12 protein-coding genes, 1 tRNA gene and 1 pseudogene are annotated in these 12579 nt (G+C 70.3%); 6 read left to right on the top strand and 8 right to left on the bottom strand.

The genetic code is table 11. From position 1 onward, the window contains the following. From I004_RS35250 to I004_RS35245, 3 genes and pseudogenes are all read left to right on the top strand, one after another. On the top strand, positions 1 to 1403 hold a 1403-nt coding region (locus I004_RS35250; RefSeq protein ID WP_199779433.1), incomplete at its 5' end, for an Ig-like domain-containing protein. Positions 1404 to 1645: 242 nt separating this feature from the next. After that, positions 1646 to 1852: pseudogene (locus tag I004_RS39885) on the top strand (helix-turn-helix domain-containing protein); the annotation flags it as partial. 136 nt (positions 1853 to 1988) lie between these two features. Then, positions 1989 to 2837 (top strand): integrase core domain-containing protein, encoded by an 849-nt coding sequence (locus tag I004_RS35245; protein WP_199779432.1) that lies wholly within the window; start codon positions 1989 to 1991, stop codon positions 2835 to 2837. A 55-nt stretch (positions 2838 to 2892) separates the two neighbouring features. Here the strand turns inward: I004_RS35245 and I004_RS0121350 are convergent. The 5 genes from I004_RS0121350 to I004_RS0121330 all read right to left on the bottom strand — a co-directional run bounded on the left by I004_RS0121350 (position 2893) and on the right by I004_RS0121330 (position 6249). Next, positions 2893 to 2965: transfer RNA gene (locus I004_RS0121350), tRNA-Arg, on the bottom strand. A 93-nt stretch (positions 2966 to 3058) separates the two neighbouring features. Continuing rightward, complete coding sequence (locus I004_RS0121345) at positions 3059 to 3250, bottom strand: hypothetical protein (protein WP_028437175.1); 192 nt, start codon at positions 3248 to 3250, stop codon at positions 3059 to 3061. 349 nt (positions 3251 to 3599) lie between these two features. Then, on the bottom strand, positions 3600 to 3899 hold the full coding sequence (locus I004_RS0121340; RefSeq protein WP_028437174.1) for a DUF1876 domain-containing protein: 300 nt from the start codon (positions 3897 to 3899) through the stop codon (positions 3600 to 3602). Positions 3900 to 3935: 36 nt separating this feature from the next. Then, positions 3936 to 5279, bottom strand: a complete 1344-nt coding sequence (locus I004_RS0121335; protein ID WP_028437173.1) for a nicotinate phosphoribosyltransferase — start codon at positions 5277 to 5279, stop codon at positions 3936 to 3938. A gap of 52 nt (positions 5280 to 5331) precedes the next feature. Next, positions 5332 to 6249: a universal stress protein gene (locus I004_RS0121330; protein WP_028437172.1), complete on the bottom strand. Its 918-nt coding sequence runs from the start codon at positions 6247 to 6249 to the stop codon at positions 5332 to 5334. Positions 6250 to 6521: 272 nt separating this feature from the next. Here I004_RS0121330 and I004_RS35240 point away from each other — a divergent pair, with 272 nt between their 5' ends. Next, positions 6522 to 7625, top strand: a complete 1104-nt coding sequence (locus I004_RS35240) for an alcohol dehydrogenase catalytic domain-containing protein (RefSeq protein ID WP_051345278.1) — start codon at positions 6522 to 6524, stop codon at positions 7623 to 7625. Positions 7626 to 7716: 91 nt separating this feature from the next. On the opposite strand, the gene I004_RS0121320 is transcribed toward I004_RS35240, so the two are convergent. After that, positions 7717 to 8181 (bottom strand): cyclic nucleotide-binding domain-containing protein, encoded by a 465-nt coding sequence (locus I004_RS0121320; RefSeq protein WP_028437171.1) that lies wholly within the window; start codon positions 8179 to 8181, stop codon positions 7717 to 7719. A gap of 64 nt (positions 8182 to 8245) precedes the next feature. Then, positions 8246 to 9898 (bottom strand): aa3-type cytochrome oxidase subunit I, encoded by a 1653-nt coding sequence (gene ctaD, locus I004_RS35235; RefSeq protein WP_051345277.1) that lies wholly within the window; start codon positions 9896 to 9898, stop codon positions 8246 to 8248. 257 nt (positions 9899 to 10155) lie between these two features. Between ctaD and I004_RS0121310 the strand changes: the two genes are divergently transcribed. Next, the gene (locus tag I004_RS0121310; protein ID WP_028437170.1) at positions 10156 to 10587 is read left to right on the top strand and encodes a DUF2267 domain-containing protein; all 432 of its coding nucleotides are present in this window, start codon (positions 10156 to 10158) and stop codon (positions 10585 to 10587) included. A 104-nt stretch (positions 10588 to 10691) separates the two neighbouring features. Next, entirely contained in the window at positions 10692 to 11822 is a 1131-nt protein-coding gene (locus I004_RS0121305) for an NAD-dependent epimerase/dehydratase family protein (protein WP_486580158.1), read from the top strand. 64 nt (positions 11823 to 11886) lie between these two features. On the opposite strand, the gene I004_RS0121300 is transcribed toward I004_RS0121305, so the two are convergent. Continuing rightward, positions 11887 to 12570, bottom strand: coding sequence for a CBS domain-containing protein (locus I004_RS0121300; protein ID WP_028437168.1), 684 nt, complete (start codon positions 12568 to 12570; stop codon positions 11887 to 11889). Positions 12571 to 12579: the final 9 nt, after the last annotated feature.

Genomic DNA, 12579 nt, shown 5'->3' with positions numbered 1-12579 from the left:
CCTTCACCGCGACCGTCACCCCGGTGCCGCCGGGCGCCGGAACACCGGCCGGCACGGTCACCTTCACCATCGACGGAACCACCACCCTCACCGGAACCCTCGACGCCAGTGGCACCGCCACCGTCAGCACCAACGCACTCCCGGCCGGCAATCACACCGTCGAGGCGACCTACAACGGTGCGGGCGACCCCAGCTTCAACACATCCACTGGCACCGACACCCACACCGTCACCGCCGCCTCGACCACCACCACCGTCAACTCCAGCCCCGACCCCTCTGTCTTCGGGCAGCCGGTGACGTTCACCGCGACCGTGGCGCCCGTCGCACCAGGGGCGGGCACCCCGACCGGCACCGTCACCTTCGTCCTCGACGGTGGCGGCAGCACCACCGTGCCCGTGGAAATCGACGGCACGGCCCGACTTACCCTCAACTCCCTGCTGGCAGGCAGCCATTCGATCACCGGCAGCTACAGCGGCGACGCGAACTTCACGCTGTCCACCGGCGGCGAGACCCACACCGTCAACAAGGCGGCGACCACGACGACCCTCAACTCGGCCCCCGACCCGTCCACCTTCGGCCAACCCCTCACCTTCACCGCCACCGTCACCCCGCTGGCCCCGGGTGCCGGAACCCCCACGGGCACCGTCACCTTCAGCATCACCGGAAGCCCCACCCTCACCGGAACCCTCGACGGGACGGGCGTCGCCACGGTCAATGCCGGCACACTCCCCGTCGGCAACCACGCCGCCACAGCGACCTACGCGGGGGACAGCAACTTCACGCCGTCCACCGGCAGCGACACCCACACCGTCGACCGGGCGCCGACCACGACCACTGTCAACTCCACCCCCGACCCGTCCACTTACGGGCAGACCGTCACGGTTACCGCCACGGTCGCCGCGAACCTGCCGGAAGCAGGCACCCCGACGGGCACGGTGACATTTCTCTTCGACGGTACAACGCCGGTCACAGCACCTCTCGTCAACGGCGTCGCCACAACCACCACCAGCGGTCTGAGCGCCGGCCCGCACACGATCACGGCAACCTACGGCGGAGCACTCAACTTCGCCACGTCCAACGGCACGGACACGCAGACCGTCAATCGTGGCTCGACAACCACCACCGTCGTCTCATCGCCCGACCCCTCTCTTCCCGGCCGAGTCGTGACCTTCACCGCCACGGTGTCGCCCATGCCTCCCGCAACGGGAACCCCGACCGGGACCGTCACCTTCACCATCGGCGGCGGCGGCGGAGGCACGTTGACGGCGGCACTGGTCAACGGCGTCGCGACAGTCACCGACAGGGGGCTCGCCGTCGGGACGCATGCCATCTCCGCCACCTACAACGGCAACCCCCAACTCATTCCGTCGACCGGCAACGACACTCACACCGTGAGCCCATGACTGAACAGCTCCGACGGGCAGGGCGTCCAGCGGGCCGGCGATCGACCAGGCCAGCCAGCATGCTGCGGTCGTTCCGCTGGAACCTCGAAGGGCAGCCAAGAGGATGAAAGACGAGGTGAGGCCTGCTGTTGAGACCTCACCTCGTCATCCTTCTGTGCGGTGCCCCCGGCAGTGTTGTGGTTCAGGACATCGGAATGGGATGTCTCAGGACATCGGAATGACCTCGGCGTCATGGTCTGGCGATGTCGAAGAGGCGTCTGGTGATCACTGCTGTCGTCGTAGAGGGTCGTTCCCAGGGCGAGGTAGCGCGTGCCTACGGGGTCTCGCAGGGCTGGGTCAGCCGGTTGGTGGCCCGCTACCGCGCTGAGGGCGAAGCGGCGTTCGAGCCGCGTTCCCGGCGTCCGAAGACCTCGCCGACCGCGCTTGCTGCGGAGACGGTCGAGCTGATCGTCCGTATCCGCAAGGAGCTGACCGAGCAGGGCCTGGACGCCGGACCGGAGACCATCGCATGGCACCTGCGGCACCATCGCCACCTGCGTCTCCCGGGCGACGATCAGCCGCCATCTGACCGCCCAAGGCCTGATGGTGCCCACACCGAGGAAACGGCCCCGCTCCTCCTACATCCGCTTCCAGGCCGAGCTGCCCAACGAGACATGGCAGGCCGACTTCACCCACTACCGCCTCGCCGACCCAGCCGGCACCACCACCGACATCCTGACCTGGCTGGACGACTGCTCCCGCTACGCCCTGCACGTGACCTGCTGGCCACACGTGACCGGCCAGATCGTCCTCGACACCTTCCGCCAGGCCGTCGCCGCACACGGCATCCCCGCCTCCACCCTCACCGACAACGGCATGGTCTTCACCACCCGCTTCTCCGGCGGCCGCGGCGGCCGCAACGCCCTGGAGACCGAGCTACGCCGCCTGCACGTCCAGCAGAAGAACTCCGCCCCCAACCACCCCACCACCTGCGGCAAAGTCGAACGCTTCCAGCAGACGATGAAGAGCTGGCTGCATGCCCAGCCTCACCAGCCCGCCGACATTCCCCAACTACAAGCTCTGATCGACCACTTCGCCCACACCTACAACCACCAGCGTCCCCACAGGTCCCTGCCCCACCGCGCCACCCCCGCAGCGATCTACTCCACACTCCCCAAAGCCCTGCCGACACACAGCCGCGACACGGATACCCACACCCGCGTCCGCCACGACCGCATCGATACCACCGGCGTCGTCACCCTCCGCCTGGCCGGACGCCTCCACCACATCGGCATCGGACGAACCCACGCCGGAACCCACGTCATCATGCTGATCAACGACCTGGACGTCCGTATCGTCGACGCCACCACCGGCGAACTCCTCCGCGAGCTGGCCATCGACACCAGCCGCGACTACCAGCCCACCGGCCGACCACCCGGCCCACAACGACGATGACCCCGAACCCATTCGTGGGTTCGGGGTCATTCCGATGTCCTGAGACATCACACGGTGCCCCCGGCAGGATTCGAACCTGCGACACCCGCTTTAGGAGAGCGGTGCTCTATCCCCTGAGCTACGGAGGCGGCCCAGACAGGTTAGCTGATCGGGGGAGCGCCTCGCTCACAGTGGGGGGCTGGCGGGGGCGTGATGATCGCCCACCGGCCCGGTCCCTCGCGTCAATCGTGAGGGATCACCGCCACCGGGCGCGGCGAGTGCTGGTGGAAGGCGTGGACGACAGGGCCCATGCGGGTGGGAAAGCAGGGGCCGGTGCTGCGGAGGCCGACCGCCAACAGGGCGGCGTCCGTGCTGACTTGGAGGCGGTACGGGCAGGTGGTCTCGTCCTGCGTCTGGATCTCGGTGTCGACCACCGGGAAGCGTTCGCGCCACGGTCGAAAGCATGAGCGCCAGGGCCTGCTTTGCCTGGAGTTCCGCCTGAGCATGGCCACGCGGAGGGTTCCGCCCTGGGCGGCAACCGTTGACTCCCAGCGACCGGTCCCCCGGCCGGCCCCGAGCCCACGGCCGCACCCATCCAGCCGCGGCCCATTCCGCTCCTGCAGCCCGCTCCACCCCGTCGCCCCGTCAGACCGTCGCCTCACATCTCACCTGCACCTTCAGCCTTCCCTTCGCCCGGCCAGGGCCGTGGCCCCCGCCGGCGGGCACAACCACCCCTCACAGCGCCAACCCGTCTCAGCGGCCAACGGTCTCAGCGGCCAACCGTCACAGCGTCACGTCCGGCCAGCCGAACGCCGCCCGCGCCTTGGGCGGCAGCGGTCCCGCGCCGACGCCCTGCAGGTCGCGGTCGGCGGCGCGCATCATCTGGCGGCCGAGTTCGGCCATGGCGCGGCTGGCGGCGAGTTCGTCCCCGATCTCCGGGATGTCGACGTCCTCGGGGTTGCAGCGGGCGACTCCTCTGCCGGTGAGCGTCGTCTCGCCGGTGTCGAGGACCGCGCGGGCGGTGGTCGTGCCTTCGTCCTCGTAGAGGAATATCCGTACGTTCCATTCGCGTGTGTTCGGCATGGTGACCTCCTTGACGCAGGGCCCCGGTACGGGACTTCAGACCCGTTCCGGGGCAAGGATCTCGCTTTCGATGCGGCGGCGGACCTGGCCGGTCAGCGCCTTCAACTGGTCGGAGAATTTGGGACGGAGAGGCAGCGGCCCGGTGATCCGCCGTGCCTCGGGCGGCAGTTGGGAGGCCTCGGCGGCGAAGCGCTCCTGGGCCTCGCTCAGCGGCGGTGCGTCGGTGACGCGCCGTCCGTTCCGCATGACCGGGCGCAGCAGGGGCCGTACGTCGGACGCGGGCTGCTCCTGCCGGAGGGCGATGACGTCCGAGCAGTCGTGGCTGCGGAAGATCTGCTTCTGGCCGGGGGCGGTGGTCTTCGCCGAGGACAGCTTCATGACGGGCCGGCCGTCGTAGGCGACCATCTTGTACGCGGAGTCCAGGTACGGCGCGTCCGCGGAGACGCCGACCCGGGTGCCTACGGCGTACACGTCAATGGGTGCGCCTTCCCGCACCAGCCGGTCCACGCGGTACTCGTCGAGTCCGCCGCTCGCCACGATCAGTACGTTCGTGAGGCCCGCGGAGTCGAGGATCCGGCGCGCCCGGACGGCCTGGTCGGCGAGGTCGCCGCTGTCCAGCCGGATCGCCGAATCGGCGCCCAGCCCACGGGACTTGATCACGCGTGCCGCGCTGCGGGTGCCGCCGTCCGTGTCGTAGGTGTCGACGAGGAACGTCAGAGGGCGCTCGGGGTGGGCGCGGGCGAAGGCGTGGAAGGCGCTCTCCTCCGAGTGGAACGCCTCGATGAAGGAGTGGGCCATCGTGCCGATCGCGGGCAGTCCGAGTGAGGCCGCCGCGTCCACGTTGCTCGTCCCGGCGAAGCCGACGAGGGTGCCCAGCCGTGCTGCGGCGTTGCCGGCCTCGAGGCCGTGGGTCCGGCGCATCGAGAAGTCCATGACGGGGCGGCCTCCGGCGGCGAGCACGCACCTCGCCGACTTGGACGCGACGGCCGTCTGGTGGCTGAGCAGGTTGAGCAGGTACGTCTCGACGAGCTGTGCGACCGGGAGCGGTGCCGTGACCTCCAGCAGCGGCTCGTTCGCGAAGACGACGGTGCCTTCGGGGACTGCGCGCACCTCGCCGTCGAAGGACATGCCGAGCAGCGGCACCAGCTCGCGCGTGGGGCGGCCGAGCGCGTTGGCGAAGACGTCGAGGTCGCCGGGGCCGATGCGGAAGTCCGAGAGGTAGTCGAGCGCGGGTTCGAGCCCGGCGGCGACCAGGAAGCCGCGCTCGGGCGGCAGGTCACGCACGAAGAGGCTGAAGGTCGCGGGCGCTGTCATCCCTTCGTGCACGTAGGCCATGGCCATCGTCAACTCGTACAGGTCCGTCTTCCTGGCCTCGGACATCTGTGGGCACCTCCTGGAAGCGGCGCGTCCGGCGGCGCCGGACGCGCCCGTGTCAGTCGTGGGGTACGACCGCGACCGGCGTACGTGCGTGGTGCATGACTGCGTGGGCGACGGTGCCCACGTGAGTGCCGAGCCGGGAGCGGCGATTCCGCCGGCCGACGAGCAGCATCGACGCCTGCGCCGCCGCCTCCACCAGCAGCCGCGCCGGCTGCCCGATGACGGCTTCGGCCTGCACCTTGACGTCGGGCTGCGCGTCCTGCCAGGGGCGCAATGCGGCTGCGAGTGCCTGGTTCTGGGCGGCGAGCAGCTCGTTGGTCATCGCGGGCGGTACGGGCAGGGGCCGCATCCCGTAGGTCGGGGGGAGGTCCCAGGCGTGCAGGACGCGCAGCTGCGCCGAGTGCCGTTCCGCGGTGTCGAACGCGAAGGCGATGAGCTCGTCGGAGGGACGGCCGAGGTCGACTCCGAGGACGACGTCACCGCCCGGGGTCTCGGACGCCGCATAGGGGTCGGACTCGAGGAGTCCCCGGTGCGCGTGGTTCTCGTCCGGCCCCTGGGGACGGGCGCGGACGAGGACGACGGGGCACACCGTGTGCGCGACGACGGGCAGCGCGGTCGAGCCGACGATGAACCCGAGGACGGTGCTGAGGCCGCGCGAGCCCAGTACGAGCAGGTCGGTCTCGGCGGACGCGTCGGCGAGCACGTGCGCGGGACGGCCGGAGACCATGTCGACCGTGACGCCCAGTTCGGGCATGCGGCTGTTGAGATCGTCGAGGGCTTCGTTCGTGAGCGACTGTGCCCATTCCCGTTCGACCTGGTCGTCGGCGATGGGTGAGTACGGATAGGCCCCGGTCTCACGGACCTGGACGATGTTGAGCGTCACGCCGCGTCCCAGCGCCTCCCGTGCCGCCCAGTCGACGGCCGCCAGGCTCTCGCGCGTACCGTCCAGACCCACCGTGACGGACTGGAACATGGCGTCTCCCTCCCGCTCCGGAACGCGCACGACACATGTGCTCTCAGTCAAAGAGTCCTGCGCCCCCGCCCCGTGACCGAGGGGCCGGGAGGCCTGAGGAAGGGGCCGAAGGTCCCTGTGCGGGGGCTGCGCCGGGCCTCTCGGCGTCAGGGCATGGGCCGGGTGGCCCATGCGGGTGCCGCGAGCCGCAGGCCAGGCTGGGGTCAGGGTCCCCGCACGGACTCTCCGTGGCGCGGGGTCGTCGCCCGACGGGACACGGGAGGAGATCGACCATGAAGGCGCTGGTCTTCCATGAGCCCGGCAGGGCCGCCTGGGAGAGGGTGGCCGACCCGGATGTCCACGACTCCCAGGACGTCGTCGTACGGGTGGAGACCACCACCATCTGCGGCACCGATCTGCACATCCTGAGCGGCGATGTGCCGGACGTGGAACCCGGCACGGTCCTGGGCCACGAAGCGGTGGGCGAGGTGGTCGAGACCGGACGCGACGTACGGACGGTCCGTCCCGGCGACCGTGTCCTGATCTCGTGCATCACCGCCTGCGGCCGCTGCCGCTACTGCCGCGAGGGCTCCTACGGGCAGTGCCGTGGAGGCGGCGGATGGATCCTCGGGCATCACATCGACGGCACGCAGGCCGAGTACGTGCGGGTGCCGTTCGCGGATCACTCGCTGCACCTGCTGCAGGGCGGGATCGACAGCCAGGACGCGGTGCTCTTCGCCGACGTCTTCCCCACCGGCTACGAGGTGGGTGTGCTGAACGGGCAGGTGCGCCCCGGAGACACCGTCGTCGTCGTGGGGGCGGGACCTGTCGGTCTGGCCGCGATCGCCACGGCACGGCTCTACTCGCCGGACAGGGTCGTCGCCGTCGATCTGACCTCGGAGCGCCTGGAGTCCGCGGGCCGATTCGGTGCGGACGCGAAGGTGCTCGCCTCCGACAAGCCGGAACAGCTCGTCGACGACCTGACACACGGTCTCGGCGCGGACGTCACGATCGAGGCCGTGGGAGCGCCGGAGACCTTCGAGATGTGCACGCGCATGGTGCGGCCCGGCGGCCACGTCGCCAACGTCGGTGTCCATGGCAAGCCGGCGGCACTGCACCTGGAGGATCTGTGGATCAAGGACCTGACGATACGGATGGGGCTGGTCGACACCTCATCGACGCCCATGCTGCTGAGCATGCTCGCCGCCGGCCGGCTGCCGACGTCGTCGATGGTCACGCACGTCTTCGAGCTCGGGGCGATCGAGGAGGCGTACGAGGTCTTCGCGGGCGCCGCCGAGACGGGTGCGCTCAAGATCGCGGTCAAGGGGGAGCAGGCCTACCGGGCGAGCAGTTCCTCGCTCGTGACGACGGCGGGCGGCGGGAGCCGGCTCGGCTGACCGGCAGATCAGTGTCCGCGTCGCGTACGCCGCGTACGCCGCGCAGCGCACCCCACATATCCGTGCCCGACGTCGCCTCCCGCAGAGCCGGTCAGCGGCCGGGACCACTGCCCTGCGGCCCGTAGAGGTCGAGCAGCCTTGTGCGGGCGGCTTGCAGGCGTCGCGCGATGTTCTCGGCGGTCTGCAGGTAGAGCGCCCGCCCGAGCTCCGCGTCCTCCTCGCACAGCGCCCGTACTTCTCTCGCGTCGAACTCCAGCGCCCGCACCGGTGCGAGTGCGGTGGCGCCCAGGTGCCACACGTACGGCGGGAACAGCCACGACCAGCCGAGCAGATCGTCAGGGCCGAGTGTGTCCACAGTCGCCGCATGGCGCCCGGGGACGTGGATGTCGAGGGTGACGGAGCCGCCGCGGATGATCCAGAACCGGTCCGCCGGGCGGCCCTCCTCGAAGATGCGCGTACCGCCGGGGAACTGCACGTGCGCGGCCAGCCGCATGAGCCGGTCGCCGGCCTCGGACGGAAGCTCGTTGATCAGCCGCGGGCGCGCGGTGCTCGTCATGAGGTTCACGATGTGGCGGGGAGGTGGGGGCCGCAACTCGGTGCCGTCGGGTTCCTCCGCGGCTTCACCCGGAGCTCTCTTCGGCGTTCTCAGGGTGGTGCAGGTCGAAGGCCGGCGACTCGGAGCGGATGCGCGGCAGCGCCCCGAAGTTGTGCCGCGGCGGAGGGCAGGACGTGGCCCACTCCAGGGAGCGCCCGTATCCCCAGGGGTCGAATCCCTCGACCTTCGGCGCGGACACGGCGGTCCTCCACACGTTGTGGAGGAAGGGCAGCGTCGACAGTCCGAGGACGAAGGCACCGATCGTGGAGACCGTGTTCAGGGCCGTGTATCCGTCGGCCGCCAGATAGTCGGCGTAGCGGCGCGGCATCCCCTCGGCGCCGAGCCAGTGGTGGACGAGGAAGGTGGTGTGGAAGCCGATGAACAGGGTCCAGAAGTGGATCTTGCCGAGGGTCTCGTCGAGCATCCGCCCCGTGAACTTGGGCCACCAGAAGTAGAAGCCGGCGAACATCGCGAAGACGACGGTGCCGAAGACGACGTAGTGGAAGTGGGCCACGACGAAATAGCTGTCGGTGACGGGGAAGTCCATCGGCGGGGACGCGAGCAGAACACCCGTCAGGCCCCCGAAGAGGAACGTCACGAGGAAGCCGACGGCCCACAGCATCGGGGTCTCGAACGACAGCGACCCCCGCCACATGGTGCCGATCCAGTTGAAGAACTTCACGCCTGTCGGCACCGCGATCAGGAACGACATGAAGGAGAAGAACGGCAGCAGCACGGCTCCGGTCGCGAACATGTGGTGCGCCCAGACCGTGACGGACAGACCGGTGATGGCGATGGTCGCCCCGACGAGACCGACGTAGCCGAAGATCGGCTTGCGGCTGAAGACGGGCAGGATCTCGGTCACGATGCCGAAGAACGGCAGCGCGATGATGTAGACCTCCGGATGCCCGAAGAACCAGAACAGGTGCTGCCACAGCAAGGCCCCGCCGTTGGCGGCGTCGTAGATGTGCGCGCCGAACTTGCGGTCGGCCTCCAGCGCGAAGAGGGCCGCGGCCAGCACGGGGAAGGCCAGGAGCACCAGCACGCTCGTCAGCAGGACGTTCCACGTGAAGATCGGCATCCGGAACATCGTCATCCCCGGCGCGCGCATGCAGATGATCGTGGTGATGAAGTTGACCGCGCCGAGGATCGTGCCGAATCCGGAGAGGGCCAGCCCCATCACCCACAGGTCTCCGCCGAGACCCGGGGTGTGTTCCCCGTCGGAGAGCGGGGTGTAGGCGAACCATCCGAAGTCGGCGGCCCCGCTGGGTGTCAGGAACCCGAGGACGGAGATCAGGCCGCCGAAGAGATAGAGCCAGTACGACAGCATGTTCAGACGGGGGAACGCCACGTCCGGCGATCCGATCTGCAGCGGCATGATCGCGTTGGCGAAGCCCGCGAAGAGCGGTGTGGCGAAGAAGAGCATCATGATCGTGCCGTGCATCGTGAACGCCTGGTTGTACTGCTCGGCGGAGATCAACTGCATTCCCGGGCGGGCCAGCTCGGCCCTCATCACCATCGCCAGCAGGCCGCCGAGGAGGAAGAAGGCGAAGCCGCTCGCCATGTAGAGCGCGCCGATCTTCTTGTGGTCCGTCGTCGAGAGCCATGTGACCAGCACGGATCCCGGCCTGCGGTGGCGGGGCCCTGTCTGTGGCGGGGGTTCGGTCAGTACAGGCATGGCACGGCCCTTCCGGTGACTGCCCCGTCCGGGAGGAGGACGGGAGCCGGCGGCTGTTCGTGTGCCGCCGGTCGCAGGACGTTCGTACCGTCCGCCGCACCTGAACGGGGCATTTCACCCGTAAGTGGGCTGTTCGCGGGCAGGGCCGGCCAGTGTGTCGGACGAGGTCTCGTGGTCACCCGGGACGCGAGGAACGTACGGGCGTGCGGGGCGTGCGTACGGACTGTCGGCCGGACCCGGAGGGGGTGGCAGGAGCCATGCGCTACGAGGACTTCACCGGGCAGGTGCAGGCGCGCGCGGACCTCGGGAGCAGGCAGGCAGCGGAGCAGGCCGTGCGCGCGACGCTCGAGACGGTCGCGGAGCGGGTGCCCGACGGCGTGGCCGACCACTTGGCTGCGCAGCTGCCGCACGAAGCCGCCGAGTCGCTGCGCCGGATCGTCGCCGTGCACGAGACCTCTCCCCACGAGCGGGCCGAGGGCCGGGTGAGCGGAGAGCGATTCGACCTGCCGGTCTTCGCGGGCCGCGTGGCATGGCGCGCGGAGACCTCCGAGGAGGAGGCCCTCCGGTGGGCATCCGCGGTGCTCGAGGTGCTGGATGCCGCGGTCGCACCGGAATTGATGATCAAGTTGGCGGACGTGCTGCCGCCGGGCATCCGCGACGTGCTGCCCTCGGGGCGGGCACGTGGCTGAGCACGACGTCGGCCGGGACGAGACGTCGGCCAGGACGACAGGACAGCGCCCGGACCGGAACGGGCCGGAACAAGCAGGAACGCACGAGACCGGGAGGGACCGGAGTGACTTCTGAGGCTGAAATTCCCGCCGAAGGAACCGGTGGCACGAGCGGCGCAGGGCTGCGCGTCGTCGTCGTGGGCGCGACGGGCAACGTCGGTACGAGTGTGGTGCGCGCCCTCGCGGACGATCCGCAGGTCGGCTCCGTGCTCGGCATCGCGCGTCGCCTCCCGGAATGGTCGCCGCCGAAGACGACGTGGGTCTCCGCCGACATCGCGCGTGAGGATGTCCAGCGGGACGGGGGGACGGACGGGCTGGTGCGCCTCTTCCGCGGTGCGGACGCCGTCATCCACCTCGCGTGGCTCTTCCAGCCCACGCACCGTCCGGCCAGGACCTGGCGCACGAACGTCCTCGGCAGCCTTCGCGTCTTCGACGCGGTCGCGGACGCCGGGGTGCCGGCCCTGGTTCACGCATCGTCCGTCGGCGCGTACTCGCCGGGGCCCAAGGACCGTCAGGTGGACGAGAGCTGGCCGACGCACGGTTGGCCGGAGGCCGCCTACTGCCGGGAGAAGGCATATCTGGAGCGCGCGCTGGACAGCTTCGAGCGCGAGCACCCCGACGTGCGCGTGGTACGCATGCGGCCCGGCTTCCTCTTCAAGGAGGAGGCGGCGACCGAGCAGCGGCGGCTGTTCGCGGGTCCGTTCCTGCCGCAGCGGCTCGTGCGGCCGGGACTCGTGCCGCTCGTGCCCGACCTCCCCGGTCTGCGCATGCAGACACTGCACACGGACGACGCGGCCGAGGCCTACCGCGCCGCTGCCACCGGCACGGCACGTGGTGCCTTCAATCTCGCTGCCGACCCGGTGGTCGACGCCGAGGTGCTCGCAGGACTGCTGGGGTCCCGTGTCGTGCGGATGCCGCTGCGTCCGGTGCGCACGGCGCTCGCGGCGAGCTGGCACTCCCATCTGCTGCCCGCGTCCCCGCATCTCTTCGACGCGGTGCTGCGGCTCCCGCTGATGGACGCCGGGCGGGCGAGGCAGGAGCTCGGCTGGTCACCGCGGTGGACGGCGGACGAAGCGGTGGCGGCCTTCCTCAAGGGGCTGCGGAACGTGTCCGGAATGGCCACGCCCACCCTGACGCGGCGGCTGCCCGGCGGCCGGCTGCGGGAGCTGCGCACAGGCGTGGGCGAACGCCCCTAGGACCTGTCCGGCGGAGCGGGTTTCACGGCGGACGCCTTGCTGTCGGAGCTGTTGGCGCGCGCGCTCACCCCGGCGGACCGGCGGCGGACGTCACGCCCGGCGGTGCGTCGTCGAGGCATGCCAGATGGTTGCGGACGTCGACGACGCCGTCCACGCCCCGCGTCAGCCGGTCCACGACCGGCAGCAGGGACCTGCTCCCGACGATGCCCTGGAGCGTGACCCGGCCCTCGGAAACGGTGACCGTGACCTGGGTGGGCCCGATGCCGAGCGTGCGGTCGAGTACGTCGCCCGCGATCTCCCGCCGGACGGCAGGGTCCGCACGGACGAAGACCCGCAGGAGGTCGCCTCTGCTGAGGAAGCCGACGAGCCTGTCCGTGACCTCGTCGACGACGGGCAGCCGCTTGACGCGGCGGCGGTCCATGGTGCGGGCGGCCTGTGAGACCGTCCAGCCGGGCCGGGCCGTGACCGCGGGGCTCGTCATCACGTCGTCCGCGGTGATGACGCCGGGCCGCCTGCCGAGGCCGTGCGGAGGGTAGGGGCCGGACTCCGCAGCGGAACGCAGGCGGGGAAGGCGCGTGTGCAGATCTCCGCGCGAGACGATGCCGACCGGGGAACCGCCGTCGTCGACGACCGGGACGGCGGAGATGGCGTGCTCGTCCAGCAGCACGCTCACCTCGGCGGCGGCGGTGCTTCTGTGAACACCGAGCCCTGGTGCGGCCATCAGCTCGCCGACGGTGCGGTACGGCATCTGCCCCAC

The sequence above is a fragment of the Streptomyces sp. TAA486 genome (assembly GCF_000426165.1).
Note: the sequence above shows the minus strand (reverse complement) of the source record. Positions and strands in the feature narration are given on the sequence as shown.

What these genes read in the sequence shown, in the direction of transcription:
- I004_RS0121340 (WP_028437174.1), bottom strand. Translation starts at nt 3,899, where the DNA reads ATGCCGAACACACGCGAATGGAACGTACGGATATTCCTCTACGAGGAC.
- I004_RS0121335 (WP_028437173.1), bottom strand. Translation starts at nt 5,279, where the DNA reads ATGTCCGAGGCCAGGAAGACGGACCTGTACGAGTTGACGATGGCCATG.
- I004_RS0121330 (WP_028437172.1), bottom strand. Translation starts at nt 6,249, where the DNA reads ATGTTCCAGTCCGTCACGGTGGGTCTGGACGGTACGCGCGAGAGCCTG.
- I004_RS35240 (WP_051345278.1), top strand. Translation starts at nt 6,522, where the DNA reads ATGAAGGCGCTGGTCTTCCATGAGCCCGGCAGGGCCGCCTGGGAGAGG.
- I004_RS0121320 (WP_028437171.1), bottom strand. Translation starts at nt 8,181, where the DNA reads ATGACGAGCACCGCGCGCCCGCGGCTGATCAACGAGCTTCCGTCCGAG.
- ctaD (WP_051345277.1), bottom strand. Translation starts at nt 9,898, where the DNA reads ATGCCTGTACTGACCGAACCCCCGCCACAGACAGGGCCCCGCCACCGC.
- I004_RS0121310 (WP_028437170.1), top strand. Translation starts at nt 10,156, where the DNA reads ATGCGCTACGAGGACTTCACCGGGCAGGTGCAGGCGCGCGCGGACCTC.
- I004_RS0121300 (WP_028437168.1), bottom strand. Translation starts at nt 12,570, where the DNA reads ATGCCGTACCGCACCGTCGGCGAGCTGATGGCCGCACCAGGGCTCGGT.